Origin of the sequence: Actinomadura viridis (genome assembly GCF_015751755.1) — a bacterium.
Lineage (GTDB): Bacteria > Actinomycetota > Actinomycetes > Streptosporangiales > Streptosporangiaceae > Spirillospora > Spirillospora viridis.
In genome coordinates this window covers 3,864,061-3,890,309 of record NZ_JADOUA010000001.1, presented here as the reverse complement: position 1 = coordinate 3,890,309, position 26,249 = coordinate 3,864,061, and the positions used below count along the sequence as shown (strand labels likewise).

Sequence of the window (26,249 nt, the reverse complement as noted above, 5' to 3'; positions counted from 1 at the left end):
CAGGGCAACCCGAGAGGTATCGGCAACCGATGGTCAGGCAACCCGCGATCAACGCGCAGAACCGCACGCCCCTCTCCATCGAGCGCATCATCGAGGCCGCGCTCCAGATCGTCGACGGCCAGGGGCTGGGCCGGCTCACCATGCGCAGGCTCGGTGACGCCCTGGAGGTCGAGGCCATGGCCATCTACCACCACCTGCCCCGCGGCAAGGAGCAACTGCTGGACGGGCTGGTGACGCACGTGGCCGCCGCGCCGGCCGACGCGCACGGCTACGCCGGGTGGCGGGACGCCCTGCGCGGCTGGGCCCGCGCCTACCGGGACCGCCTCCTGGCACACGCCGGGGTCCTGCCGCTGCTGGTCACCCGGCGCAACCCCGCCGCGCTCGCCACGACCACCGCCTCCCTGCGGGAGATCCTGCGCCAGGGCGGGGTCCCCGAGGCCGGGGCCGCCGTCGCCGCGCACTCCCTGCTGTCGTACGTCATCGGGCACGCCGCCCTCGAGGTGCGCGGCACCGGCCCCGGAGCCGCGGGCGCCGCCGCCGCGGCCGGCGAGCCCGAGGGCCCGGTGGACTGGGAGGCGCGCTTCCTGGCCGGCCTCGATCTCATGCTGTCCGGCCTCACCTGACCGGCCCCGTGATGGACCGGCCCGTGCTCGACCGGCCCGTGCTCGACCGGCCCGTGGTGGGCCGGCCCGCCGGGCGGGTTCAGTCCTCGACGACGAAGACGTCCAGGACGGCGGGCCCGTACACGCCCTCGGTGCGCTCCAGCTCGATGTCGGTGGTCGTGGACGGGCCGCCGATCCAGGTGAGGGGACGCGCCGGGTCGAGCCGCGCGACGGCCTCGGGGACGGTCCCGACGATCTGGTCGGCGTGCACGACGCACAGGTGGTAGGGCGGGACCAGGGTCAGGGCGCGGCGGCCCTGCGCGCGCCCGCCGTCCAGCACGATCGTGCCGGTCTGCGCGATCGCCACCGCGCACCCGGTCACCACCCCGTCCAGCCCGTCCAGGCCCCGCACCGCCTGGACCCGGTCGGCCGCCGGCAGGTCGGCCTGCGCCGCAACGCCCTCGAGCCCGGCCAGCCAGCCGAACGGCAGGTCGGCGGGGGCGATGATCCGCCCGGCCTCCCGCCCCCACAGGGCGGCGGCGATCGCGGTGGCCAGCTCGTCGGCGCTCACGTGCCGGACGGACGCGCGGTGCTCGGCGACCCGCTCGCTGAACAGGGCCACGACGTCGGCCCGGGTGGGCGCCTGCCGCCCGCTCAGCCGGCGCCGGTAGTCGCGGGGGACCGGGACGCGGGTGCCGCGGGCCGGGCCGAGCGCCTCGCGCACGCGGCCCAGGACCGTCTCACGGGAGCTCACCGCCCGGCCTCCGGGCCCGCGCCGGTCCCCGTGCCGCCGCTCCGGGCACGGGACCGCCACCAGGCGCGGAACGTCTCGGCGGGCGGCGCGGGCACGTCGCGCGCGTCGGTCCACCTGCCGAGCAGCCCCGGCAGCCGCCGGATCCGGCCGCCGCGCGACAGCAGGCGCGCCCACCGGGTGCCGCGCCGCAGCGCCGCCTCGTGGCGGCGGCGGTCCCCCATCGTCCACGCCAGGGCGCGCATCATCGCCAGCTCCGGCGGTGGCACGGGCCGCCTCCGGCGCGACTCGACCACCCTGCCGCGCAGATGGACCAGCAGGTCCGGAATATCGATCTTGACGGGGCAGACGTCGGCGCAGGCGCCGCAGAGGGTGGAGGCGTACGGCAGGGAGGCGCCGGCGGCGCTCTCCACGCCGCGCACCTGCGGCGTCAGCACCGCCCCGATGGGCCCCGGCAGGCCGGGACCGTAGGGGTCACCGCCCGTCCGCCCGTACACCGGGCACACGTCCAGGCAGGCCGCGCAGCGGACGCAGCGCAGTGCGGCGCGGCCGATCTCGTCGGCGAGCACCGTGGTCCGCCCGTTGTCCAGCAGCACCAGGTGGAACGCGGCCGGGCCGTCCCCCGGGGTGACGCCCGTCCAGGTGGAGATCGCGGGCAGGGTCCGCTCCCCCACCGCCGCGCGGGGCAGCAGCTGCAGGAAGACCTCCAGGTCGGCCCAGGTGGGGACGACCTCCTCGATCCCCGCGACGCAGATCAGGGTCTCCGGCAGCACCGCGCACGCCCGGCCGCCGCCGCCCGGCTCCGCCAGCACCACCGTGCCGGTCTCGGCGACCAGGAACGCGGCGCCGCAGATCGCCGCCCCGCCCGGCGGGACACCGTCCCGCAGCCGCGCGCGGGCCGCCCCCGCCAGCGCCGCCGGATCGTCCGGCAGGTCCGCGGGCGTGCCGGGCGGCCCGCCGGCCAGCAGGTCGCGGATCCGCGCCCGGTCGTGGTGCAAGGCCGGGAAGAGGGGGTGGGAGGGCCGGCCGTCCCCGTCCAGATCCATGACCAGCTCGGCCAGGCCGGCCCCGCGGACGGTGATCCCGGCCCGCTCCAGCGCCTCGTCCAGGCGGATCTCCCGGGCGACCGCCGAGCGGACCGCGTGCACCTCGCCCTCGCCGGTGGCACGCACCAGCGTGGTGACGATGCGCCTGGCCTCGGCCGCGTCGGCGGCCCAGTGCACGGTGCCGCCCGCGCCGGTCACCGCCCGTTCCAGCTCCTCCAGGTGGGAGTCGAGGTTGAGGAGGGTGCGGTCCCTGATGGCCCGCCCGGCCTCGCGCAGTTCCTCCCAGTCGTCGAGTTCGGCGGTGGCCGCGTCCCGCCGCGCCCGCAGCACGGCCGTGGCACCGGCCAGGTTGCGGCGCAGCCGCCCGTCGGACAGCGCCGCGCGGGCGGCGGTGGCGAACTTCGGCGCAGGCAGCGGCACCGGCCCCGCGGAGGAGGGCGCCGCTCCTCGCCCCGGCCCCTCGGAGGAGTCCCCGGACGGCGGCGTCATGGGGCCTCCGGCCCGGCGAGGATCTCCGCCAGGTGCAGGACGCGGACGCCCGCGCGCAGGCGCGAGAGCACGCCGCCGATCTGGGCCAGGCACGGGTCGTCCACGGCGCAGACCACGTCGGCGCCGGTCTGGCGGACGTGCCGTACGGTGTCGGCCGCCATGGCCACCGACACGTCGGCGTTCTTCATCGCGAAGGACCCGCCGAACCCGCAGCACTCCCCGGCGCCGGGCAGGTCCACCAGCTCCAGCCCGCGCACCTCGCGCAGCAGCCGGAGCGGGCGGTCGCCCAGCCGCAGGGCGCGCAGGGAGTGGCAGGTCGGGTGGTAGGCGACCCGGTGCGGGAAGGACGCCCCGACATCGGTCACGCCCAGCACGTCGACCAGGAACTCCGACAGCTCGTAGACGGCCAGGTCCTCCACGGCGCGGGCCAGGCCGGTGTCGCCCGAGGCCCGGGCGATCCGCGGGTAGGCGTGCCGTACGGTCGCCGCGCACGAGGCCGAGGGCGTCACCACGACCCGGCCGTCGCCGGACGCCGCCGCGAACGCCTCGGCGAAGCCGCGGGCCAGGCCGGCGGCCTCGCGGTGGTAGCCGCCGCTCCAGTGCATCTGCCCGCAGCACGTCTGGCCGGGCGGGAAGCTCACCTCGTGCCCGAGGCGTTCCAGCAGCGCGGTCACCGCCCGGCCGGTGCCGGGGAACATCGCGTCGTCGAAGCACGCGACGAAGAGCGCCACGCGCATCGCGCTCACCTCCCCCGGCCCGTTCCCGCCGTCCCGGTGAGCATCGTAGAGCGGGAACGGGCGCGGGCCGGGCGGAACGGCCGCAGCCCTTGCCCCGCGGGCGTTCGCGGCCCCGGCACCGGCACCCGCACCGGCCGGGAACGGACGGTGAACGAGGTGGCACTCATCGGGATTCTGGGGAAAGGTTTGTCGATCAAGCGGCGTGTCGCCCTTCGCCTGTTATCGAGCGCGAGGCACGCTATGCCTGACACCGCGGGGTGAGACGGGTCACAGTCAGGCGGTACTCCGGTACCACGGGACAACCGTCCCAACGGGCTATGGCCGCCCGGCTCGAACCGTTCCACACTGAGGTGCGTCAGAAAGAAAGACCGATCCACGAGTTACCGAGACCGGAGGCACGCCGATGTGCCCGCACCAGCCGCCTTGCCCCTCGGCCGACGACCCCAACCGCGAAGCCGCACGGACGCTCGCCACGCACCCCGAGCAGGGGTGGAGCCTTCTGTGCAACGGCGTCGTGCTGTTCGAGGACACCGGTGAGCTGCTGCCCGACGGGGGAATCATCGCACCGCACCGGCCGACGGACCTTCCGGCACCGTCCGCCGCCTGATCAGTCGTGACCAGGCCCGCCTGGTCCGACAGGGTGATCTTCCACGGGGGCAAGCCCGCCCGTCCCGACCTTCGGGCCCGTCCAGGGCCCGGAGGAAGCACGCCTTCTCGTCGCTCTCCCGAGCACCGTCATCCCGCCGCCCAGCGGCGCAGCCACGGCTCCACCGCGGCGCCGACCGCGACCGGATTCCTGTTCAGGTCGTGCCGCTCGCCCGGCAGTACCGTGACCTCGGTGGCGTCCGCCGCGTCCGGGATCCCGAAAGGATCCCGGTCCCCGTTCACCACCAGCACCTCCACCCCGGCCTCCCGCAGCTCCCCGGCCCGTGACCGCTCCGGCCTGCCCGGCGGGCGCAGCGGGAAGGCCAGCGCGAGCACTCCCCTGGCCCCGGCGGCGCGGGCGGTACGGCAGGCCACCCGGGCCCCGTTGCTCCGCCCGCCCTGGATCAGCGGCACCTCGCCGAAGCGGTCCCGCAGCACCTTGATCACCTGAAGCCAGTCCTCGTCCTGCCGCGCCGGCGTCCCGGGCGCCCTGCGGCCGGCCGCCCGGAACGGCTGCAGCACCCTGGCCACCGCGCCGCCGAGCCCGAGCGCCACCGCCCGCACCGCCAGCAGGTCCGGAGCGTCCACTCCCCCGTTCGAGCCGTGCGTCAGGACCAGCAGGAACGCGGGGTTCACCGTCGCGTCCAGCGTCACCTCGGCCGGCCCGCGCGCCGTCACGATCTCCATGTCGCCCAACGTAGCCGGTCGGCCACCCCGCCCCCGCACAGGGTGCAGACTGGCCCCATGGGAAAGATGACCACCGGCGAGTGGCGCGCGTTCGTGATGGAGGGGACCCGGACCGGGAAGGCCGCCGTGACGCTCGCCGACGGCCGCCCGCACGTGACCCCGGTCTGGTTCGTGCTCGACGACGCCGACCTGCTGTTCAACACCGCCGCGACCAGCGTGAAGGGCCGCGCCCTGCGGCGCGATCCGCGCGTGTCGATCTGCGTGGACGACCAGGCGCCGCCGTTCTCGTTCGTCACCCTCCTCGGCGAGGCGAGCCTGTCGGAGGACCTGGACGAGCTGCGCCGCTGGGCCACGCGGATCGGGGGCCGGTACATGGGGGCCGGCCGGGCCGAGGAGTTCGGCGCCCGCAACGGGGTCCCGGGCGAATACCTGGTCCGCGTGCGGATCACCAAGGTGATCGCCGAACGGGGTGTGGCGGACTGATCCCCGGCCCCCGCGGGACCGTCAGGTCTCGGGCACCGGCTCGGCGTCGGGCCACCCGGGCGGCAGCGCCGGGTCGGACGAGCCCATCGCCAGCCGCAGCCGCTCGGCGAAGCTCTCGTGCAGCAGCGGACCCCAGGCGTAGCCGCTGGGGACCCGGACGGCCCGTCCCATGACCTCGTGCGCCTCCCGCGCCTCGCGCGCCTCCCCGGCCCCGGCAGGCTGGCCGCCGGACGCGCCCTCGGCGTACCGCACCGCCAGCAGCGCGTACATGTGGTCGAGGGCGCCGAACGCCTCGCCCGCCAGCGCGGGGAGCGTCCCCTCGGCCACGGACTGCTCGACGACCGGCTCCCACCACAGGTCGGCCGTGTCGGCGTCCTCGTCCTCGGCGGCGAAGTCCCGGCGCAGCCGGGCCCGGACCTGGCCGGCGACGCCGGGGTCGGCCAGGCCGCGCCGCCACACCTCGCGGGCCTCGGCGCCCCGGCCGCGCAGCGGCAGGGTGCGCGCCAGCAGCTCGACGGCCAGCGGGCCGACGTCGCCGTCGGTGGCGGCGCCGGGCTCGCCGAGCGCCGCGCCGAACGCGCCGATCGCCTGGTCGAGGTAGGCGATGCCGAGCGCGACGGCCAGCCGCGCGTAGGCGTAGGGGGCGCTCTCCCGGTCGATCAGCCGGAGCCCGGCGGTGAGGATCCTCAGGGCGCGGGCGGGCTCGCCGCGTTCCAGGAGGCGCTGGGCCAGGTCGTGGGCGGCGAGCGGGCCGTACTCGGCGTCGCGGGTGGCGACCGCCTCCTCCCAGTGGCCGCGGGCGGTGTCGAAGTCGCCGGCGTCGTCGGCGAGCCGGGCCAGGGCCAGCAGCGCCGGCGGCAGGTAGGCGGGGTTGCCGAAGTCGAGCACGGCCTGCCACGCCGGGGCGGCCCCGCCGGGGTCGCCCGCGCGCTCGTGGGTGAGCGCCAGGTGGTAGGCGGCGCGCGGCCCGTACTCGGGGTCTCCGGTGGCGATCGCCTCCCGGTCGGCCTCCCGGGCGGCCTCCACGTCGCCGGCGTCGTCGAGGACGACGGCGAGCCCGAGGGCCGCCTGGGCGCGCAGCGGGGTGTCGCCTAAGGCGAGCACCCGCTCGAACAGGGCGGCGGCCGGTCCGGCCTCGCCCGCCTCGGCCAGCCGCCTGGCCTCCTCGCACAGCCGCGCCGGTTCGGCGGCGGGGCCGGCCGCGCCGGGGGTCGGGCCGGCCGCGTCGGGGGTGTCGCTCATGCTCCGCCTCTGGGGGTCGGGTCGGTGTGGCCGAGCCTACCGACGGCGGAGCCGCCCGCGCCGGGGCGACACCCGGATCGGCGGCGGGAACGCCGGATCCGGTCCCGGGCCGGGGCCCGGGACCGGAGCGGGCACGGCCGCGTCCCCCGCCGCGTCCCCTCGGGTCAGTCCTCGTACGCCTCGGGGGGCGGGCAGGAGCAGACCAGGTTGCGGTCGCCGTACGCCTGGTCGATCCGGCGCACGGGAGGCCAGTACTTGCCCTCCCGCAGCGAGGGCAGCGGGTAGGCGGCCTCCTCGCGGGTGTAGGCGTGCTTCCAGTCGTCGGTGATCAGGCAGGCCGCGGTGTGCGGGGCGTTCTTGAGCGGGTTGTCGTCGCGGTCGTACCCGCCGTCGGCGACCCGCTGGATCTCCCGCCGGATCTCGATCATCGCGTCGCAGAACCGGTCCAGCTCGGCCAGGTCCTCGCTCTCGGTCGGCTCGATCATCAGGGTGCCGGCCACCGGGAACGACAGCGTCGGCGCGTGGAAGCCGTAGTCGATCAGCCGCTTGGCGACGTCCTCGGCGGTGATCCCGGTCTCCTTGGTGATCTTGCGGAGGTCGGCGATGCACTCGTGCGCGACCAGGCCGTTGCGGCCGGTGTAGAGGATCGGGTAGTGCGGCGCGAGCCGGGCGGCCAGGTAGTTGGCGGCGATGATCGCGCCCTCGGTCGCGGCGCGCAGCCCGTCCGGGCCCATCATCGCGATGTAGGCCCAGGAGATCGGCAGGATGCCCGCCGACCCCCACGGCGCCGCCGAGATCGGGCCGACCCCGCCGCCGTCCGGGCCGGCCTCCGCGCGCAGCGGGTGGCTCGGCAGGAACGGCGCCAGGTGCTCGCGGACGCCGATCGGGCCGACGCCGGGACCGCCGCCGCCGTGCGGGATGCAGAAGGTCTTGTGCAGGTTGAGGTGGGAGACGTCGGAGCCGAACTCGCCGGGGCGGGCCAGGCCGACCAGCGCGTTGAGGTTGGCGCCGTCCACGTAGACCTGGCCGCCCGCGCGGTGCACGGCCGCGCACACCTCGGTGATGGTCTCCTCGAACACGCCGTGGGTGGACGGGTAGGTCACCATGATCGCCGAGAGCGCTGCGCCGTGCCGGTCCAGCTTGGCGTGCAGGTCGTCCAGGTCGATGTTGCCGCCGTCGTCGCACTTGACGACGACGACCCGCATCCCGGCCATGACGGCGCTGGCGGCGTTGGTGCCGTGCGCGGAGGACGGGATCAGGCAGACGTCGCGGTGGGCGTCGCCGCGCGCGGCGTGGTAGCCGCGGATGGCCAGCAGCCCGGCCAGCTCGCCCTGCGATCCGGCGTTGGGCTGCACCGACACCTTCGCGTAGCCGGTGATCTCGGCGAGCCGGTCCTCCAGCTCACCGATCAGCTCCAGGTAGCCGCGGGCCTGCTCGACCGGCGCGAACGGGTGGATCTGGGCGAACTCCGGCCAGGTGATGGGCTCCATCTCCGTGGTGGCGTTCAGCTTCATCGTGCAGGAGCCGAGTGGGATCATCGACCGGTCCAGCGCGACGTCCATGTCCTGCAGCCTCCGCAGGTAGCGCAGCATGGCGGTCTCGGAGCGGTGCGCGTGGAACACCGGGTGGGTCAGGTACGGGCTCTCCCGGCGCAGCCCGCCGGGGAAGCCCTCGGGCAGGCCGCCCGTCCCGTCCGCCGTGCCGTCCGCCGCGCCGTCCGTGCCGGCGGGGAGCGGCTCGACCCCGAACGCCTCCAGGACGGCGGCGACGTGCTCGGGCAGGGTGGTCTCGTCGCAGGCGACGCCGACGTGGTCGGTACCGTCCTGGCGCAGGTTGACGCCGCGCTCGCGGGCGGCCGCCACGACCTCGGCGGCCCGGCCCGGGACGCGGGCGAGCACCGTGTCGAAGAACGAGCCGTGCACCACCTCGACCCCGCCGCGGCGCAGTCCGGCCGCCACCTCGGCGGCCCGGCGGTGGGCGCGCTGGGCGATCGCGGCCAGGCCCTCGGGGCCGTGGTAGACCGCGTACATGCCGGCCATGACCGCCAGGAGCACCTGGGCGGTGCAGATGTTGCTGGTGGCCTTCTCCCGGCGGATGTGCTGCTCGCGGGTCTGGAGGGCCAGCCGGTACGCCGGGGCGCCGTCGGCGTCGACCGAGACGCCGACCAGGCGTCCGGGCAGCTGGCGCTGGATGCCCTCGCGCACCGCCATGTAGCCGGCGTGCGGCCCGCCGAAGCCGTAGGGGACGCCGAAGCGCTGCGCCGAGCCCACGACGATGTCGGCGCCGGACTCGCCGGGCGGCCGGAGGAGGGTCAGGGCCAGCAGGTCGGCCGCGACGACGACCTGGGCGCCGCGCCCGTGCGCCGCCGCCGTCACCGGCTCCAGGTCGCGCACCGCGCCGGACGCGCCGGGGTACTGCAGGAACACGCCGAAGAAGTCGCCCTCGGGCAGGCCGCCGCTCAGGTCGGCGGTCACCACCTCGATGCCCAGCGGCACCGCGCGGGTCCGGACGACCTCGATCGTCTGCGGGAGGGCGTCGGCGTCCATCAGGAAGGCGCCGCCCTGCTCCTTGCGCCTGACGACGCGGTGGGCCAGGGCCATGGCCTCGGCGGCGGCGGTGCCCTCGTCCAGCATGGAGGCGTTGGCGACCGGCAGCCCCGTCAGGTCGCTCACCACCGTCTGGAAGTTCAGCAGCGCCTCCAGCCGGCCCTGGGAGATCTCCGGCTGGTACGGCGTGTACGCGGTGTACCAGCCCGGGTTCTCCAGCACGTTGCGCAGGATCACGCCGGGCGTGACCGTGCCGTGGTAGCCCAGGCCGATCATCGAGGTCAGCACGGTGTTGGCGGCGGCCAGCTCGCGCAGCCGGGCCAGCGCGGCGGGCTCGCTCAGCGCGGGCGGCAGCTCCAGCGGCCGGGCGGTGCGGATCGCGGCCGGCACCGCGTCGTCCATCAGGGCCTCGGCGCCGGAGTAGCCGACGGCCGCCAGCATCCGGGCGTGGTCGTCGGGCGAGGGCCCGATGTGCCGGTCGGCGAACGCCGACCGTGGATGCTGCGGCGACGCCACGGGGGCGAAGTACTGGGCGGTCATCTGGGGAGCCTCCTGGGCTGCTGCGGTCGCTCAGGGCCACCATCGGCCCGTGCGGGCCGCTGGCCGGTCTCCCCCTCTGTCATGGCACCTGAGAGATTCGCCCGCTGAAACGGGATTTCCCCTTCGGTGAGGCCCGCCCTCCATGAGGGACGGTGCCTGCTTTCCAGAGGTGCCTCGCCCGAGCGGTCCTTTTGCCTGAGAGGTTCCGGGGAGGGTTGCCCCTTCGGCGTCCCACGCTGGCTGCGTGGGATCTCTCCCGCACAGGGTCGACGGCGTTCTCCTGGAACTCTATCCAACCGGCGCCCGGATCGATCGCCACGGGGTCGGCGGGCCCCGCACCTGCCGCGCTCGTCCCCGCCGGTCCCTGCCGCCTCGTCCAGGCCGGTGTCCCGGCGGGCGCGCCGGTCCCGCCGATCAAGCCCGCGTGCCCGTTCGCGCCCCCGGCCAGTACCATGACGACAGCCAGAGCGACGGGACCGGCCACGGGGACACCGGCCGGGACGAGGGCGGCCGGGCGACGCCGGCGCCGCGTCCGCGACCGCGTTCGCACGGGCATCCGGGAGGGCCCCAGACAGGCGGGGTCACGGGGGTCGGAAGGATACGGAGTCTCTGTGGACGTGCGACCCGAGGGACCGGGCACCGCGCTCGACGGCGTGCCGCCGGGTCTGGGACCCTGAGTGCGGTGACAGGTCCGGACGGCGGCAGGACGTTGACGCAGACCCACGATGAGACCGACGGCGACACCGAGCGGCCCGGCCAGGCCGCGCCGGCGCCGGTGCCCGTCGACGAGCCCCCGCGCCCGGACCGGATCCGCCGTCCCTCCGACGCGATCCGGTTCGCGGCCTCGCTGGCGGGGCTGGCCGGGATCATGCTGCTGGTCTCGATCGGCCAGCAGACCACCCACGGGCTGCAGACCGACATCGCCGAGGGCACCGCGCACGCGCCCCGGTTCCTGCTGACCCTGGCGACCCTGGCCTCCAGTTTCGGCGTGCTCGCGGTGCCGGTGACGTTCGCGGTCGAGCGGCTGTTCCGCAAGGACGGGACGCGGGTCGCGATCGGGCTGCTGGCCGCGGTGATCGCGTTCGCCGTCACGCTGCTGCTGGACGACTGGGTGATCTCCGCCGCGCCCGGCGGGGTGCTGGACTCGCTGATCTGGGGCGGCACCGAGACCGCGCCGGTGCACACCGACATCGCGCCGGTGATCGCGTTCGTGAGCGCGGTCGGGATGGCGGGCCGGGCCCGCTGGCAGGCCGCCACCTGGACGATGATCGGGCTGGCCGCGCTGACCGGCCTGACCGCCTCCTACGCCTCGGTGGCCGCGCTGGTCGCCACCTACTTCCTCGGCCGGGCCATCGGGCACGGCACGCTCTACGCGGTCGGCACCCCCAATCCCCGGCCCCCGGGATCCACGGTCTGCGCCGCCCTGGAGCGCATCGGCCTGCGCGCCGTCCGCGCCCGGTGGCTGCCCGGCGAGCCCGACGACGTCCGCCGCTACGGCGTGCAGATCGCGCACGCGCCCGGCGCCGTGCCCACCGACACCTCCGGCGTCGCGCTGCCCCGCGGCGACTGGCAGCTGGAGGTCGCCGTCCTGGACCGCGACCAGCAGACCGCCGGGGTGCTGTACCGGGTGTGGCGGCTGGTCCGGCTGCGGGAGGCGGCGCCCCGCCGGCCGGTGCGCTCGCTGCGGCGCTCGCTGGAGCAGGAGTCGCTGATGGCCTACGCCGTGGACGCGGCGGGCGCCCGCACGCCCCGGCTGGTCGGCACCTCCGAGGTGGGCACCGAGGCCGCGCTGATGGCCTACGAGTACGTTCCCGGCACCCGCCTGGACGCCCTCCCCGACGAGGCGGTCACCGACGCGCTGCTGACCGACGTCTGGGGGCAGCTGCGGCGGCTCCAGTCCGCGCGGCTGGCGCACCGGCGGCTGGAGGGCGGCGCGATCCTGGTCTCCGAGGAGGGCCGCGCCTACCTCACCGACCTGCGCTCGGGCGAGATCGCCGCCGGCGACCTGGCGCTGCGCCTGGACCTGGCGCAGCTGCTGACGACGCTGGCGCTGCGGGTGGGCCCCGAACGCGCCGTCCGCACCGCCGCCGCGGTGCTGGGCGAGCAGGCGCTGGCGGGGGCGGTCCCGCTGCTGCAGCGGGTCGCGCTCTCCCGCGACACCCGGGCCGCCCTGCGCACCCACCGCGACCTCCTCACCCGGATCCGCGAGCAGATCGTGCGGATGGAGCCGGAGAGCGAGGCCCCGCCGATCCGGCTGGAGCGGTTCCGGCCCCGGACGCTGCTCAGCATCGTCGCGCTTACCCTCGCGGCCTACATCGTCATCCCCCAGCTCAGCAGCGTCGACCCGGTCCGGCTGGTGGCCGGAGCCTCGTGGTGGTGGGTGGGGGTGGCGCTCGGCGCGGCGGCGGTGACCTACCTGGCCGCCGCGTTCATGCTGATGGGGTTCGTGCCCGAACGGCTCCCGCTCGGCCGCACCGTGCTGGTGCAGGTGGCGGCGTCGTTCGTCAAGCTGGTGGCGCCCGCCGCCGTCAGCGGCGTCGCCCTCAACACCCGTTACCTGCAGCGCTCGGGGGTACGGCCGGGGCCGGCGGTCGCCAGCGTCGGGGCGTCCCAGCTCATGGGCATGGTGATGCACATCCTGCTGCTGATCCTGTTCGGCTTCATCACCGGCTCGACCGGCAACGCCACCCGCGACCTGGCACCGTCCCGGACGATCGTGATCGTGCTGCTGGCGCTGGCGGTGCTGACCGCGGTCGCGCTGACCATCCCCAAGGTGCGCCGGTTCGTGGCGGGGCGGATGCGCGCCATGTTCTCGGGGGTGGTGCCCCGCCTGGTCGACGTGCTCCAGTCGCCCCGCAAGATCGTCACCGGGCTGGGCGGGACGCTGCTGCTCACGGTCGGGTTCGTGGTCTGCCTGGACGCCTCGATCCGCGCATTCGGCGGGTCGCTGCCCTGGACCGCCGTCGTGGTGGTCTTCCTCACCGCCAACGCGGTGGGGTCGGCCGCGCCCACGCCGGGCGGCCTCGGCGCCGTCGAGACGGCGCTCACGGTGGCCCTGACCATCTCCGGGCTGACCGCCGAGACCGCCACCTCGGCGGTGCTGCTGTACCGGCTGCTGACGCTGTGGCTGCCCGTCCTGCCGGGGTGGGCGGCCTTCGCCTACCTCCAGCGCAAGGAGGCCATCTGAGGGTACGGCGGGGGCGGCCGTGATCCCGAGGGTGCGCGACCAGGACACCGGAACGGCCGAGCGGCGGCCAGGCGCGGCCAGGCGGGCGAGGGTACGAGAGCTACCCGAGGTACGAGGAGTGCTGGGAGCACTACGGTGGATCAGGGGTTCGGGTGAACGGGGTCGGGGGCCGGGCCTTCCCGCCGGGCCTCCTGGGCCGGGCGTCGCGGGCCGGGCGTCCCTGACCGGGCCTGAGGGGCGGCCCCGGGCCGGCCGGTGTCAGCCGATCTTGCGGGCGCGGCGGCGGTGGGCGAGCTCGTCGTGGGGGTGCTCGTCGGGGTCGTCGACGTCGTCGGTGGCGGCGCGTTCGGCGGGGAGCTCGGCCAGGCTCCCCTCCACCTCCTGCCAGACGCGGCCGAGCGCGATGCCGAAGACGCCCTGGCCGCCCTGGAGCAGGTCGACCACCTCGTCGGCCGAGGTGCACTCGTAGACGCTCACGCCGTCGCTCATGAGGGTGATCTGGGCGAGGTCGCGGACACCGCGGTCGCGCAGGTGGCTGACCGCGGTGCGGATCTGCTGGAGCGAGACCCCGGTGTCGAGCAGGCGCTTGACGACCTTGAGGACCAGGATGTCGCGGAAGCTGTAGAGGCGCTGGCTGCCCGAGCCGTGCGCGGACCGGACGCTGGGCTCGACCAGGGCGGTGCGCGCCCAGTAGTCCAGCTGCCGGTAGGTGATCCCCGCGGCGGCGCAGGCCGTGGGACCGCGGTAGCCCACGTCCTCGGGCGGCGCCGACACCTCGGTGTCGAAGAGCAGGCCCTGCTCTCCGGCGCGCCGAGACGCCATCTGCCTGTCGGGGGTCGCCTTGCCCTCGCCGCTGCTCACCGCCACGCGGACCTCCGGCTTCTATCAGCCCGCGGTGCTTCGTCAAGGGGGTTTGACGAATGACACCACGGGTGTTCCACCAGCACGGTAGGTGCCGGTCAGGGTGTGGTCAACGTTCGACGTCGGCGCGTCGCATGCCCGGATGAACCGCCTTCACGTGGGCAAACTGCGCACCTCCGCTCTCAACCGGACTCCTACCCCGTTCCGCACCCCGGGGAAACGGCTGCGGGGCGGGCCTCGCAAGACCACACGGTGTCCGGTATGAAGATGCAGGGCGGTGGCGTGCCGAGACCGGAAGCGGCCGGGGTCGCGCGGACCTGACCTTTCCTTGCCCGGGGCATGCCCGCCCGGTGCCGATCCTATACCCGGACCTTGGCCCGTTCTTGGAACTCGGCGCCCGGCACGGCGCGGCGAGGGTGGCCGGTACCGTCCACCGCGTGCCCGCCGTCCACCCGGCGGACGCGTCCCGACGGCCGGGCACGTTCGGCCCGCCGTGCGCTTTCAGCCGTGCCCGGTACGTTCAGCCGGGTACGTTCGGCCGGGTACGTTCAGCCGGCGCGGCCGAAGTCCTCGGGCGAGATCGTGTCGAGAAACTCGCGGAACTTCTCGACCTCGTCCTCCTGCTCGTCGGGGATCGCCACCCCGGCCTCCTCCAGCACGTCCTCGCTGGCGAAGATGGTGGCCCCGGTGCGCAGCGCGAGCGCGATCGAGTCCGACGGGCGGGCGCTCACCTCGACCCCGTTGGAGAACACCAGGTCGGCGAAGAAGATCCCCTCACGCAGCGCGGTGATGTTCACCGTGCGCAGCTGCACGCTGAGGGCCTCCAGCACATCGCGGAACAGGTCGTGGGTGAGCGGACGCGCCGGCAGCACCCCCTGCTGGGCGAAGGCGATCGCGGTCGCCTCGACGGCCCCGATCCAGATCGGGAGGTAGCGGTCCCCCTCCGTCTCCTTCAACAGGACGATCGGCTGATTGGAGGGCATCTCGACCCGGACGCCGACGACCTCCATCTGCTTCACTACGGCTCCCTGCTCTGGTCCTCGCTGTCTCGATCACCGTTCCCGGACCGATCCCTGACCGAACCCTGTAGCCAACGTACACCCAGGGCCGGACGACGGGTCGCGGGCGCGGTCCGGCAATAACCTGCGATCGGTCATGATCAGGGGTCGAGACTTTCCCGGAGACCCGTGCTGACCAGGGCCGCGTGCAGCCGCATCGCCAGCGCGGCGATCTCCCGGGCGGTCTCGGCGGCCCGCTCGTGCGCGTCCGGGCTGCGCCGCCGCAGCTGCGGCGCCACCACCTGGTCGATCAGCCCGACCTGCCGGTCGGCCGCCGCCTTGATCGCGCGCAGGTGGCGGACCTCGAAACCGAACGCGCCCAGGGCGGCGGCGGTCCTGGCGATGGTGAGGGCCTCGCCGCCGTAGTGGCCGCCGTGCCCGGCGGTACGGCGCACCAGGCCGTACTCCTCCAGCCGGGCCAGCATCTCCTCGTCGATGCCGGCGCCGTCGAGGAGCTGGCGCCGGGTGAGGCGCGCGGGGGCGGGCTCCTCGGCCGTGCTGTCGGCCGCGACCAGGGTGCGGGGCCGGCGCGGCACGGCGGGCGGGGCCTCCGCCCGGGGCTCCCGGGGCGGCTCGCGGACCTCCCGCGCCTCCCGGCGCGGCCCCGGAGGAACGACCGTCTCGCCGCGGTCGCGGGCCTGCAGGTGCTGCCGGATCACCCGCAGCGGCAGGTAGTGGTCGCGCTGGGAGACCAGGATGTAGCGCAGCCGCTCGACGTCGGCGTCGCAGAACTTGCGGTAGCCCGAGGGGCTGCGTTCGGGCTCGATCAGCCCCTCGGCCTCCAGGAACCGGATCTTGGAGACGGTGACGTCGGGGAAATCGGCACGCAGCAGCCCGAGAACGTCCCCGATCGTCATCAGGGCCCGTGCCGGCTGTGCGCTCATGGCCCCTCCCCTCGTCGCGTCCCCGTGGCTCTTCCCCCTCGGTCCCCGCGCCCGCCCTGCCGGCGGGCCCGGTCAGCCGTGCTGCGGATTGGTCAGGAAGACCAGCCGGAACTTGCCGATCTGCACCTCGTCCCCGCCGGACAGGCCGGCGTGGTCGATGCGCTGGCGGTTGACGTAGGTGCCGTTGAGGCTGCCGACGTCGCGGACGGAGAACGCGCCGCCCTCGCGGGCGAACTCGGCGTGGCGCCGGGAGACGGTCACGTCGTCGAGGAAGATGTCGCTCTCGGGGTGCCGGCCGGCGGAGGTGCGGTCCTGGTCGAGCAGGAACCGGCTGCCGGCGTTGGGACCGCGCTTGACCACCAGCAGGGCGGTGCCGGGCGGCAGCGCCTCCACCGCGACCTGGTCGGTGCCGACGGGCGCCTCGGCGCCCTGGTCGGCCTCCAGGGCCTCGATCCCGCCGATGGAGATGGTGGAGGTGGACTCGCCAGGCGACTCCCTGTAGGGCGTGGGGGCGGCGGCGTTCCGCGTCAGCGGAGAGCCGCAGTTGGAGCAGAAGCGGGCATCATCCGGGTTGGCGTGACCGCACTGCGTGCAGTAGACGCTCGGCATCGATCGGCTCGGCCTCCTACCATCGGCGTGCCGCCGGCGGGGCCCCGCTTCCACGGAGACCGCCCGCGCCACGCGCATCCAGTACCAACCCACGCCGGGGACCGGCCCCCGACCACGGTCCAGCCCGCCGCCTGCCAACACGACGGTTGCCGCAACTTACGCGGGTAGGGCCCGAGGGGTCAACTGGATCGGCGAGCCGGCTGCCCCCCAAGCTACCTTCGTCAATGATCGCAGGTCTACGGCGCCGCGCGGACCGCCGCCGATCGCGCCCGCGCCGCCGGAGGCGCCCGCACCCCCGCCGGCCTGCGGTTCGACGATCTCCACGCGTTCCCAAGCCGGTCCGGCCGGCGGCGCGATCAGCCCGGCCGGACGGCCCTGATCTCGACCGCGGCCCGGGGCAGGACGGTGGCCGCGGCGCCGGCGTTGCGCAGCGTCTTGATCACCCCGCCGGGGATGTTGAGGGCGGTGGTCATGGTGTGCGCGTCCCCGATCACCAGGAAGCGGTACGGCGCCCGCAGCGACCGACCGTCCATCTCGACGCCGCCGCCCGCCTCGTCCAGGAAGTAGGTGGCGGTCCCGGCGCGGACCTCGTTGACCTGGATCACCTCGGCGCCCGCGTCGCGCAGTTCCTGGAGGGCGTCGAGCAGGTTGACCGCCCGGACCTTCGCGGCCGGGTCGTCGATCACCAGCTCGATGCCCGGCCCCTCGGCGGGCAGGGTGCCCGCCAGCAGCCCGTAGGTGGTCGCCCGGTCGCGGGCCTCGCGCAGCGCGGTCTCGCCCTGGACGTCGCGTTCCAGCCCGGCCTTGGTCTGCTCCAGCTCGCGCAGATCGCCGCGGAGCCGTTCGGAACGCTGGGACAGGTCCGCCAGGATCCCGACGAGCTCGTCCTGCCGGGCGGTGGCGAACGTGGTGTCCTGCTGGGTGGATTTGACCTGCGCCACCACGGCCAGGCCCAGCAGCAGGCACAGCAGGCCGCCGGCGAGCTGCCCCCAGGTGCGGCGCGGCCGCAGCAGCTCCAGCAGGCCCGTGCGGCCGGCGCGCCCGGCGTCCCCGGGCGGGGTCTCGGGGCCGCTCACGCGCCGAACAGCTTCCGCCGGATCGCCGCGGCGTTGGCGAAGATCCGGATGCCCAGGACCACCACGACGCCGGTGGACAGCTGCGACCCCACCCCCAGCTGGTCGCCCAGGAAGACGATCAGCGCGGCGATCACGGTGTTGCTGACGAACGAGACCACGAAGACCTTCTCGTCGAAGATCCCCTCCAGCCGGGCCCGGACCCCGCCGAACATCGCGTCCAGCGCGGCCACGATCGCGATCGGGAGGTACGGCTGCAACCACAGCGGCACCGACGGCTCCAGCAGCAGGCCCAGGGCGACACCGATCACCAGGCCGAGCAGCGCGATCACCTCAGGCTCCCCCTTCCACCGTCCACGCCGCCGTCCACGCCGCCGTCCGCGCCGCCGTTCACGAGGCCTCCTCCGGCCGGGACGCCCGCGCGTACCTCAGCCGCAGCGTGCCCGCCCCCGGCAGACGCGCGCGGCTCCGCGAGCCGATCTCGAACCCGATCCCGTACCGCTCCTCCAGCAGCCGGGTGCGGCGCTCGGCGGCCGAGCCCTCGAAGGCCGCCCGCAGGTCCGCGGGACCGCGGGCCGGGCCGGCCAGCGCGGTCACCGTGTACGGGGCGCTGAGCGGACGGTAGTCCACCAGGATCGCCTCCCCCGCGGTACGGATCGCCGTGGTCGGGGTGAGCCGCTGCCCGTTGATCCCGATGGCGGTGGCCCCGGCCGCCCAGAGCCCGTTCACCAGGACCTGGAGGTCCTGATCGTAGACCCGGCCCTCGTCGGCGCGGCGCTCCGGCGGCGCGGGGTCCTGGCGCGGCGCGTCGTCCAGGGTGACGACCAGGGCCGGGCCGGAGACCGCGGTGGCCGCCGCGGCGTCGCCGGCGACGGCGAGCTCCTCCCGGGCGCGCTGCCCGGCGGCGCTGCGCGCCAGCGCGACGGCCCGCTGCCGCTGGGTCTGCTCGCGCAGGGCCTCCAGGCGGCGCTGGAGGGCGTCGGTGCCGGCGGTGCGGTCCCGGATCTCGGCGACGAGCCGGGTGCGCTGCTGCGCCGCCAGCGGCTCGCTGCGGCGCGCCTCGGCCCCGGCGACGGCGACCAGCATTCCGGCCAGGACGAGCACGAGCGGGACGCCGGCGCGCGCGAGGCGCCCGTGGCGGCCGGCCCGGCCGGTGCGCGCGGCGCCTCCGGTCCCCGCCGCCGCCCGCCGGGCCGCGGCCTCGGCGTAGCCGGGGTCGAGCACCTTGCCCGCGTACAGGTCCGCGAGCAGGGACATGGAGGCGTCGGGACGCCGCCATCCCCGGCCGCCCGGCGCCCGCCCCCGGCGTTCCTCGGGCACCCCTGGCCCGTCGCGTCGCTGCCTCACCGCCCCATCATGGCAAGCGCCGCCAAATCCAGGCGCAGGTCAGGGGCCGGTGGCGACCGTGGCGCGGGACCGGTCGAGGCCGAGGTGCAGGGCCATGCCCGCCAGGACCGAGCCCATCACGTACCGCTGGGCGCGCTGCCACAGGGGCCGCCGCCCCAGGAACGCGGCGATGGAGCCGGCGCCCAGGACGATGAGCGCGTTGACGGTGAGCGCGACGGTGATGTGCGCCAGGCCCAGCAGCAGGCTCTGCAGCGCCACGTTGCCCTTGCCCGGGTCGACGAACTGCGGCAGCAGCGACACGTACAGGACGGCGATCTTCGGGTTGAGCAGGTTGGTGACCAGGCCCATCGTGAACAGCCGCCGCGGCGGGTCGGCGGGCAGCTCGCGGGGGGCGAAGACGGCGTCGCCGCCTGGGCGCACCGCCTGCCAGGCCAGCCACAGCAGGTACGCGGCGCCCGCCAGCTTGACGGCCGTGTAGGCGGCCGGGACCAGCGTGAAGACGGCCGTCAGCCCGGCCGTGGCGGCCACCACGTACAGGAGGAAGCCCGCCGCCACCCCGCCGAGCGAGATCAGCCCGGCCCGGCGGCCCTGGGTGATCGACCGGGACACCAGGTAGATCATGTTGGGTCCGGGCGTGAGCACCAGGCCCAGCCCGATGACGGCGACTCCCGCCACTGCGGTCAGCGAAACCACGACATCCCCGATTCGTCTGAAATATCTCACCACGGTAGGAGCGCGCGCCTGCTCGGTGCAATACTTGCGATTGTTCTCGGTGCAATGTCGTAAAGAACCGAGGACCGGCAACGGAGGGCTGAGGCGTGGACGACTACCGGAGGCTGGCCGACGGGGTCGCCGCCGACATCGCGGCCGGCCGGCTGCGCCCGGGCGACCGGCTGCCGCCGCTGCGGGCCTTCGCGCGGCGGCACGGCATCGCCGGCTCCACCGCGGCCCGGGTCTACGGCGAGCTGAACCGGCGCGGCCTGGCGGTCGGCGAGGTGGGCCGCGGCACGTTCGTCCGCGCGTCCGCCCCGGCCGCCGGGCCCGCGCTGACCGAGCCGGCCGGGGCGGGCGTCGACCTCGAGCTGAACTACCCGGTGGTGCCCGGGCAGGCCGGGAGGCTCGCCGCGGGGCTGGGCCGGCTGCTGCGCCCCGACGTCCTGGAGGCGGCCCTGCGCCCGGTCGGCCCGGCCGGCACGCCCGCCGCGCGGGCGGCGGCCGCCGCCGGGCTGGCCCGCTCCGGGTGGCGGCCCGACCCGGCGCGCGTCCTGTTCGCCGGGAACGGCCGCCAGGCCATGGCCGGGGCCGTCTCGGCGCTCGTGCCCACCGGGGGGCGCCTCGCCGTCGAGGAGCTCACCTATCCGGTGATCAAGGCCATCGCGTCCAGGCTGGGCGTCACCCTCGTCCCCGTCGCCATGGACGCCCACGGCCTGCGCCCGGACGCGCTGGCCGAGGCCGCCCGGCGCCGGGGCCCGCTGCACGCGGTGTACGTCCAGCCGACCCTGCACAACCCGTGCGGGACGACGATGCCGCCGGAGCGGCGGGCCGCGCTCGCCGCCGTGCTGGAGGACCTCGGCCTGACCGCGATCGAGGACGCGGTCTGGGGCTTCCTGGCCGAGGACGCGCCGCCGCCGCTCGCCGCCCTGGCCCCGGACCGCACGGTCCTGGTCGACGGCCTGTCCAAGCGGCTGTCCCCCGGCCTGACCGCCGGCCTGGCCGCCGTCCCCCCGGCCCTGTTCGACCGGCTGTCCACCGCGCTGCGCGCGGGCTCCTGGACGCCCACCGGGTACGCCCTCGAGGCCGCGGCCGGGTGGCTGGCCGACGGCACGGTCAGCGCGATCGAGGAGGCCAAGCGCGAGGACGCCGCGGCCCGGCGGGCGATCGCCGCCGCGGCCCTGGCGGGCGAGGCCCCCGGCGAAGGCAGCGGCGAAGGCAGCGGAACCGGTACGTTCCGGGCCGTGCCCCGGTCCTACTTCTTCTGGTGGGAACTGCCCGCGCCCTGGCGGGCCGAGACGTTCGTCGCGGCGGCGGCGCGGCGCGGGATCGCCGTCACCCCGGGCGCGGCGTTCGTGGCCGGTCCCGGCGGCGCGCCCGGCGCCGTCCGCGTCGGCCTGGCCTCTCCCCCGCCCGACGTCCTGGCCCGGGCCCTCGGCGTGCTCGCCCGCATCGCCCGCGGCGGGCCCGACGACACCGCGATCGGCTGACCCCCGTCCCGCCCCAGGCCGGGACCCGGGAACGAGCCTAAGGCGTGTCTCGAAGCGGCCTCAGCCACCGCGCGAGCGCGCTGGCTGCCCGGTGGGGCGATGCCGGAGGCGAGCCTCGCCGGGCAGATCGCGAAGCGATGTCGCGCTCGCACAGGCCCGGTTAGGCGCGAGCCGCCAGGCGAGCGCCGTGGGCCGGGACTTTGGAATAGAGCCTAGGAGCCCGCCCGCTCGACGACGGCCGCCCAGTGCTCCAGGAGCTCCTGCGCGGCGTCGGTGCCGGACGCCTCCGCCCACAGGTGGGTGACCGCCTCGGACGGGTCGGGCAGCACCAGCACCCAGGCCCCGTCCTCCTCCACCACCCGCACGCCGTCGGTGGTGTCGATCGTCCGGCCGGTCGCCGCCTCGACCACGTGCCGCATCACTCCGCCCTTGGCGGCCCACGGCGTCGGCACCGAGCGGCGCAGCAGGTGCGCCTCGGGGATGCGCCGGTCGATCTGCGACAGCGTCAGGCGGGTGCGGGCGACCAGTCCCACCAGCCGCACGAACGCGGCGATCCCGTCGACGGTGGTGCTGAACTCGGGCATCAGGAAGCCGCCCCGGCCGTCCCCGGCGAACACCACCTCGGGGCGCGCGGCGGCCCTGGTGAGCACGTCCTGGGAGGTGGAGGTCCACTCGACCTGCACGCCGTGGAACCGGCAGACCTGCTCGGCCACCCGCGTGGTGGTGACCGGCAGCGCGACCCGGCCGCCGCGCCGCTCGGCCGCGACCAGGTCCAGCATCACCAGCAGCGCCCGGTCGTCGCCGATCGGCTCGCCGTCCTCGTTCACCAGCGAGATCCGCTCCCCGACCGGGTCGAACCGCACGCCGAACGCGGCCCGCGAGGACGCCACCAGCTCCCCCAGCCGCCGCAGGTCGCGCGCCCGCTCGTCGGGCGTCTCGGTCGGGTTCGCCTCGTCCAGGCGGTTGTTGCGGGTGAGCACGTCCACCCCGACCTTGCCCAGCAGCGTCGGCAGGACCAGCGAGGCGGTGCCGCCCGCGCAGTCCAGAACGATCTTCAGCCCGGCCTCCCGGACCCCGCTCATGTCCACCCGGCGCAGCAGGTCGAGGGCGTAGGTCTCGGAGGTGCGCGCCGGATAGGCCAGTTCGGCGATCTCGCCGGGGAACGCGCGCCGGTACTCCTGCCGCCCGAAGACCCGTTCCAGCTTGCGCTGGGCGCCCTGGGAGAGGTCGGCGCCGTCGGCGTCCAGGAACAGGATGTCCACGCCCTGCGAGTCGCCCGGGGTGGTCCGGATGTACACGCCGCCCGCGCAGTCCCCCCGGGCCGTCTGGAAGCGCGCCAGGGGAAGCGGGCACGCCTCCAGGTCCTGCACGTCGATCGCGCTGGAGGTCAGCGCGCTGATCATCGCCCGTTTGAGGGCTCGGGCCGCGCGCGAGGCGTCCCGGCCCGTCACCACCGACGCGCCCTTCCGCAGCATCGTCGCGTACGCGCTGGCCAGCCGGACCGCCAGCTCCGGCGTGATCTCCACGTTGATCAGGCCGGACACCCCGCGCGGGCCGAACAGGGTGCGCTGTCCCCGCGACTCCCAGATCACGCTGGTGTTGACGACGGCACCGGCCTCGATGGTCTTGAACGGGTACACCTTGACCTGGCTGGAGACGTAGGCCTCGGCCTCGATCACGCACTCGTCGCCGACGACGGCGCCCTCCTCGACCCGGGCGCCGGACATGATGTCGGTGTTCTTGCCGATCACGCAGCCGCGCAGGTTGGTCGAGGGCGCGATGAAGACGTTGTCGTGCACGACGGCGCGGTGCAGGAACGCGCCCTCCTTGACCACCACGTTGCTGCCGAGCACGGTGAACTCGCGCAGCTCCACGCCCGCCTCGACCTTGGCGTAGTCACCGATGTAGAGCGGGCCCTTCAGCACGGCGCCCGCGTCCACCTCCGCGCCCTCGCCCACCCACACGCCCGGGGAGAGCTCGAACCCGCCCAGGTCGATGTCGACCAGGCCGGACAGCATGTCGGCCTGGGCCTTCATGTAACTGGCGTGGGTGCCCACGTCCTCCCAGTAGCCGGAGGCGACGTACCCGTACAGCGGGGCGCCTTCGGCCAGCAGGCGGGGGAACACCTCGGCGGACCAGTCCACCGCCTCTCCCGCCGCGACGTGGTCGAGCACCTCGGGCTCCATGACGTAGATCCCGGTGTTGACGGTGTCGGAGAACACCTGCCCCCAGGTGGGCTTCTCCAGGAACCGCTGGACGCGGCCGTCGTCGTCCACGATGATGATCCCGAACTCCAGCGGGTTGGGGACCCTCTTGAGCCCGATCGTCACCAGCGCGCCGTTCTCCCGGTGGAAGCGCACCATGTCGGTCAGGTCGATGTCGGTGAGGGCGTCCCCGGAGATCACCAGGAAGGGTTCGTCCCGCAGCGCCTCCTGGGCGTTCTTGACGCTGCCCGCGGTGCCCAGCGGCATCTCCTCGGTGGCGTAGCTCAGCGACATGCCGAGCTCCTCGCCGTCGCCGAAGTAGTTGCGGATCAGCGCGGCCAGAAACTGCACGGTCACCACGGTCTCGCGGAACCCGTGCCGCTTGAGCAGCCGCAGCACGTGCTCCATGATCGGCCGGTTGAGCAGCGGGAGCATGGGCTTGGGCTGGTTGGCGGTCATCGGGCGCAGCCGCGTCCCCTCACCACCCGCCATCACGACGGCCTTCATCGCGGTGTCTCCGCTCCCTCCTGGTCCCCTCCCCGGCCTTCCCCCCGCTCGCCGTCCCGACCCTGCCCCCGATTCGCGTCCTCATCCCGGCCGGACCCGGCCCCGGCTTCGGACCCCGTGCCCGACCGGGCGCCGGAGGCGCGGGCGGCCAGCGTCAGCTGCCGCGTCTGCTCCCAGTAGAGAAGGGCCGCCCACCAGTACAGGGCCGTCCCCCAGATGGCGAACGACCAGCCGATGACCTTCGCCGCCGTGGCCGCCCCGCCGTCGTGGTCGCCGAGCAGCAGCAGCGGGAACGCGTACAGCAGGCACAGCGTCGCGGCCTTGCCCGCGAAGTGCACCGGCAGCGTGCCCGCGTACCCCAGCCGCCGGGTGATCGGGACGATCGGCAGGATCGCGATCTCCCGGGCCACGAGCAGGAGGACCAGCCAGAGCGGGATGATCTCCCGGACGGTCAGGCCGATCAGGGTCGCCAGGATGTAGAGCCGGTCGGCCGCCGGGTCCAGGACGACGCCGAGCCTGCTGGTCTGGCCGAGCGCCCGGGCCAGCTTGCCGTCCAGCCAGTCCGACAGGCCGGCGAACACCAGCAGTCCCAGCGCCCACCAGTCGGCCTCGGCCAGCACCAGCCACAGGAAGAACGGGACGCCCAGCAGCCGCGCGAAGCTCAGCGCGTTCGGCACCGTCCAGATCCGGCCCGACACCTCGTCCCGGCCCGGCTCGGGCGACCTGTCGACATCAGAAGTCACTGACGCGTTCGCCTCCCCTATCCCCCAATGCTCCCGACCCTATCGTCAGGGCGGAAAAGGCCCCCGATAGCCTGCGGGCATGCGATGGACGGTGCACGGTGAGAGGTACGTCTACCGCAGCCCGTGGATGGACGTCGGGCTGGCCGACGTGGAGCTGCCCGACGGGCGCCGGTTCGAGCACCACCTGCTGCGGGTGCGTCCCGCGGCGGGCGTGGTGGCGGTGGACGAGCACGACCGGGCGCTGCTGATCTGGCGGCACCGCTTCATCACCGGACGGTGGGGGTGGGAGATCCCCAGCGGCCGGGTGGAGGAGGGCGAGGAGCCCGCCGAGACCGCCGCGCGGGAGCTGCTGGAGGAGACCGGCTGGCGGCCCGGGCCGCTGGAGCACCTGCTCGACCTGCCGACCTCGCCCGGCGTGCACGACGGCGTCCAGCACTTCTACCGGGCCCGGGGCGCGGAGCGCCTGGGCGACCCGACGGACGTGGAGGCCGAGCGGATCGAGTGGGTCCCGCTGGCCCGGGTCCCGGAGCTGGCCGCGCGCGGCGAGATCGGCTCGGCCGCCAGCGTGGCGACCCTGCTCTACCTCACCTCGCGCTGATCCGGCGGGACGCGTTCAGCGGCAGGACGGCCCGCACCACGAAACCGCCGTCCGCGCCGGGGCCCGTCTCGACCGTCCCGCCGACGCTGCGGGCGCGCTCGGCCATCCCGACGATCCCGAAGCCCGTCCCGCCCGGTCCGCCCTCCGCGGCGGGCGCGCCGCCCGCGTCCGGGCCGCGGCCGTCATCGGCCACGGTGATCAGCAGGTCGCCGCCGCCGCGGTGCAGGACGATCCGGACGGCGCCGGCCCGCGCGTGCTTGACCACGTTCGTCAGCGCCTCCTGGACGATCCGGTAGGCGACGATCCCGACCTCGGGCGCCTCCGCGCCCTCGCCCCGCTCCTCCAGGACCACCCGCAGCCCGGCGGCCCGCGCCGCCTCGGCCAGTTCGGGGATGCCGGCGACACCGGACGGGACGCCGAGCCGCGTTCCCGGCGGCGGGGCCGGCGCCCCGGGCGTCTCCGGCTCGCGCAGCACCTGCAGGGTGGCCCGCACCTCGGCGCGCGCGTCCCGGCAGGTGGCGGCGATGGCGTCGAGCGTCCCGGCCAGCTCGGCGCGGTCCAGGGGGCGGCCCGAGTGCACCGCGTGGGCCGCCGCGCCGGCCCGCACCCCGATCACGGTGATGCTGTGGGCCAGCAGGTCGTGCAGGTCGCGGGCGATCCGCAGGCGTTCCTCGGCGACCCGGCGCCGGGCCTCCTCCTCGCGGGTCCGCTCGGCGCGCTCGGCCCGCTCGGTCACCGCCGCCATCCGCGCCCGGTGCACCCGCCAGGACTGGACGCCGACGACCACGCCGACGACGGCCTCGATCACCCCGATCTGCTCCAGCCCGCTGCGCCCGCTGGTCCCCATGGAGAACAGCACCGCGCAGACGAGCAGGACCGCCGCCGTCCCGAAGAGCACCGTCCGCACCCGCCGGCCCATCACCGCGAACGTGAACAGCGCCAGCACCTCGGCCGGGACCGCCGCGTGGTGCTGGTACTGGAGGAGGTGGAACGGCAGCATCAGGGCGATGACCGCCGTCAGCGCGAGCCCCGGCCGGCGCCGCCGCCAGGCCAGCGGCGCGTGCGCCGCGGCCAGGAGCAGCCCGCCGCCCGCGTCCAGGGAGCGGACGCCCGGCCACACCAGCGCGGCGGCCACCGCGCACGCCGCCAGGCCCGCGGCCACCAGCGCGTCCAACGCCACACCCCGAACCCGGGCTTCGATCAGCACAC

Annotated in this window: 23 protein-coding genes and 2 riboswitches; of the genes, 6 read left to right on the top strand and 17 right to left on the bottom strand. The window is 75.4% G+C overall.

Translation table 11 applies throughout. From position 1 onward, the window contains the following. Positions 1-29 precede the first annotated feature (29 nt). Complete coding sequence (locus IW256_RS17560; RefSeq protein WP_197012017.1) at positions 30-623, top strand: TetR/AcrR family transcriptional regulator; 594 nt, start codon at positions 30-32, stop codon at positions 621-623. Positions 624-702: 79 nt separating this feature from the next. On the opposite strand, the gene IW256_RS17555 is transcribed toward IW256_RS17560, so the two are convergent. Genes IW256_RS17555 through IW256_RS17545 form a run of 3 tightly spaced genes read right to left on the bottom strand, consistent with a single transcriptional unit; the run spans position 703 to position 3,625 of the window. Next, on the bottom strand, positions 703-1,356 hold the full coding sequence (locus IW256_RS17555) for a LutC/YkgG family protein (RefSeq protein ID WP_197012016.1): 654 nt from the start codon (positions 1,354-1,356) through the stop codon (positions 703-705). Continuing rightward, positions 1,353-2,888: an LUD domain-containing protein gene (locus IW256_RS17550; protein WP_197012015.1), complete on the bottom strand. Its 1,536-nt coding sequence runs from the start codon at positions 2,886-2,888 to the stop codon at positions 1,353-1,355. The genes IW256_RS17555 and IW256_RS17550 overlap by 4 nt, the downstream gene beginning before the upstream one ends. Then, positions 2,885-3,625, bottom strand: coding sequence for a (Fe-S)-binding protein (locus tag IW256_RS17545; protein WP_197012014.1), 741 nt, complete (start codon positions 3,623-3,625; stop codon positions 2,885-2,887). The genes IW256_RS17550 and IW256_RS17545 overlap by 4 nt, the downstream gene beginning before the upstream one ends. A gap of 403 nt (positions 3,626-4,028) precedes the next feature. On the opposite strand from IW256_RS17545, the gene IW256_RS17540 reads away from it, so the two are divergent. After that, the gene (locus IW256_RS17540; RefSeq protein ID WP_197012013.1) at positions 4,029-4,232 is read left to right on the top strand and encodes a DUF5999 family protein; all 204 of its coding nucleotides are present in this window, start codon (positions 4,029-4,031) and stop codon (positions 4,230-4,232) included. Positions 4,233-4,360: 128 nt separating this feature from the next. Here IW256_RS17540 and IW256_RS17535 read toward each other — a convergent pair whose 3' ends face one another. Beyond that, positions 4,361-4,957: an alpha/beta hydrolase family protein gene (locus IW256_RS17535; protein WP_197012012.1), complete on the bottom strand. Its 597-nt coding sequence runs from the start codon at positions 4,955-4,957 to the stop codon at positions 4,361-4,363. 57 nt (positions 4,958-5,014) lie between these two features. Between IW256_RS17535 and IW256_RS17530 the strand changes: the two genes are divergently transcribed. Continuing rightward, positions 5,015-5,440 (top strand): PPOX class F420-dependent oxidoreductase, encoded by a 426-nt coding sequence (locus tag IW256_RS17530; protein WP_197012011.1) that lies wholly within the window; start codon positions 5,015-5,017, stop codon positions 5,438-5,440. A gap of 21 nt (positions 5,441-5,461) precedes the next feature. Here the strand turns inward: IW256_RS17530 and IW256_RS17525 are convergent, their stop codons facing one another. Beyond that, positions 5,462-6,682 carry a tetratricopeptide repeat protein gene (locus IW256_RS17525; protein WP_197012010.1) on the bottom strand — a complete coding sequence of 407 codons (1,221 nt, stop codon included), beginning with the start codon at positions 6,680-6,682 and terminating at the stop codon, positions 5,462-5,464. A gap of 164 nt (positions 6,683-6,846) precedes the next feature. Next, positions 6,847-9,768 carry an aminomethyl-transferring glycine dehydrogenase gene (gene gcvP, locus IW256_RS17520; protein ID WP_197012009.1) on the bottom strand — a complete coding sequence of 974 codons (2,922 nt, stop codon included), beginning with the start codon at positions 9,766-9,768 and terminating at the stop codon, positions 6,847-6,849. A 66-nt stretch (positions 9,769-9,834) separates the two neighbouring features. Next, positions 9,835-9,941, bottom strand: a riboswitch (glycine riboswitch). Then, a riboswitch (glycine riboswitch) is annotated at positions 9,942-10,037 on the bottom strand. Positions 10,038-10,450: 413 nt separating this feature from the next. Between gcvP and IW256_RS17515 the strand changes: the two genes are divergently transcribed. Then, a complete protein-coding gene (locus IW256_RS17515) occupies positions 10,451-12,955 on the top strand; it encodes a flippase-like domain-containing protein (protein WP_307828927.1) in 2,505 nt (834 codons plus the stop codon). A 258-nt stretch (positions 12,956-13,213) separates the two neighbouring features. On the opposite strand, the gene IW256_RS17510 is transcribed toward IW256_RS17515, so the two are convergent. From IW256_RS17510 to IW256_RS17475, 8 genes are all read right to left on the bottom strand, one after another. Continuing rightward, positions 13,214-13,822, bottom strand: a complete 609-nt coding sequence (locus tag IW256_RS17510) for a MerR family transcriptional regulator (protein ID WP_307828926.1) — start codon at positions 13,820-13,822, stop codon at positions 13,214-13,216. A 542-nt stretch (positions 13,823-14,364) separates the two neighbouring features. After that, positions 14,365-14,835 carry a bifunctional nuclease family protein gene (locus IW256_RS17505; protein ID WP_197012008.1) on the bottom strand — a complete coding sequence of 157 codons (471 nt, stop codon included), beginning with the start codon at positions 14,833-14,835 and terminating at the stop codon, positions 14,365-14,367. A gap of 140 nt (positions 14,836-14,975) precedes the next feature. After that, positions 14,976-15,758: a transcriptional regulator FtsR gene (gene ftsR / locus IW256_RS17500; protein WP_197012007.1), complete on the bottom strand. Its 783-nt coding sequence runs from the start codon at positions 15,756-15,758 to the stop codon at positions 14,976-14,978. 72 nt (positions 15,759-15,830) lie between these two features. Then, on the bottom strand, positions 15,831-16,367 hold the full coding sequence (gene odhI / locus IW256_RS17495) for an oxoglutarate dehydrogenase inhibitor Odhl (protein WP_197012006.1): 537 nt from the start codon (positions 16,365-16,367) through the stop codon (positions 15,831-15,833). Between the two features lie 356 nt (positions 16,368-16,723). After that, positions 16,724-17,443, bottom strand: a complete 720-nt coding sequence (locus IW256_RS42750; protein ID WP_197012005.1) for a DUF881 domain-containing protein — start codon at positions 17,441-17,443, stop codon at positions 16,724-16,726. Continuing rightward, positions 17,440-17,772 (bottom strand): small basic family protein, encoded by a 333-nt coding sequence (locus IW256_RS17485; RefSeq protein WP_197012004.1) that lies wholly within the window; start codon positions 17,770-17,772, stop codon positions 17,440-17,442. Before IW256_RS17485 ends, IW256_RS42750 begins: the two co-directional genes overlap by 4 nt. Before the next feature lie 58 nt (positions 17,773-17,830). Then, on the bottom strand, positions 17,831-18,787 hold the full coding sequence (locus tag IW256_RS17480; RefSeq protein ID WP_197012003.1) for a DUF881 domain-containing protein: 957 nt from the start codon (positions 18,785-18,787) through the stop codon (positions 17,831-17,833). 39 nt (positions 18,788-18,826) lie between these two features. Further along, positions 18,827-19,462 (bottom strand): LysE family translocator, encoded by a 636-nt coding sequence (locus IW256_RS17475; RefSeq protein ID WP_307828925.1) that lies wholly within the window; start codon positions 19,460-19,462, stop codon positions 18,827-18,829. Between the two features lie 143 nt (positions 19,463-19,605). Here IW256_RS17475 and IW256_RS17470 point away from each other — a divergent pair, with 143 nt between their 5' ends. Continuing rightward, on the top strand, positions 19,606-20,988 hold the full coding sequence (locus IW256_RS17470; RefSeq protein WP_197012001.1) for an aminotransferase-like domain-containing protein: 1,383 nt from the start codon (positions 19,606-19,608) through the stop codon (positions 20,986-20,988). Between the two features lie 212 nt (positions 20,989-21,200). On the opposite strand, the gene IW256_RS17465 is transcribed toward IW256_RS17470, so the two are convergent. Both IW256_RS17465 and clsA read right to left on the bottom strand, forming a co-directional pair. Further along, positions 21,201-23,699 (bottom strand): mannose-1-phosphate guanyltransferase, encoded by a 2,499-nt coding sequence (locus IW256_RS17465; RefSeq protein WP_197012000.1) that lies wholly within the window; start codon positions 23,697-23,699, stop codon positions 21,201-21,203. Continuing rightward, on the bottom strand, positions 23,696-24,442 hold the full coding sequence (clsA, locus tag IW256_RS17460; protein ID WP_197011999.1) for a cardiolipin synthase ClsA: 747 nt from the start codon (positions 24,440-24,442) through the stop codon (positions 23,696-23,698). Before clsA ends, IW256_RS17465 begins: the two co-directional genes overlap by 4 nt. Before the next feature lie 79 nt (positions 24,443-24,521). Between clsA and IW256_RS17455 the strand changes: the two genes are divergently transcribed. After that, the gene (locus IW256_RS17455; protein WP_197011998.1) at positions 24,522-25,040 is read left to right on the top strand and encodes an NUDIX hydrolase; all 519 of its coding nucleotides are present in this window, start codon (positions 24,522-24,524) and stop codon (positions 25,038-25,040) included. On the opposite strand, the gene IW256_RS17450 is transcribed toward IW256_RS17455, so the two are convergent. After that, the gene (locus tag IW256_RS17450) at positions 25,027-26,247 is read right to left on the bottom strand and encodes a sensor histidine kinase (RefSeq protein WP_197011997.1); all 1,221 of its coding nucleotides are present in this window, start codon (positions 26,245-26,247) and stop codon (positions 25,027-25,029) included. The genes IW256_RS17455 and IW256_RS17450 overlap by 14 nt on opposite strands. Positions 26,248-26,249: the final 2 nt, after the last annotated feature.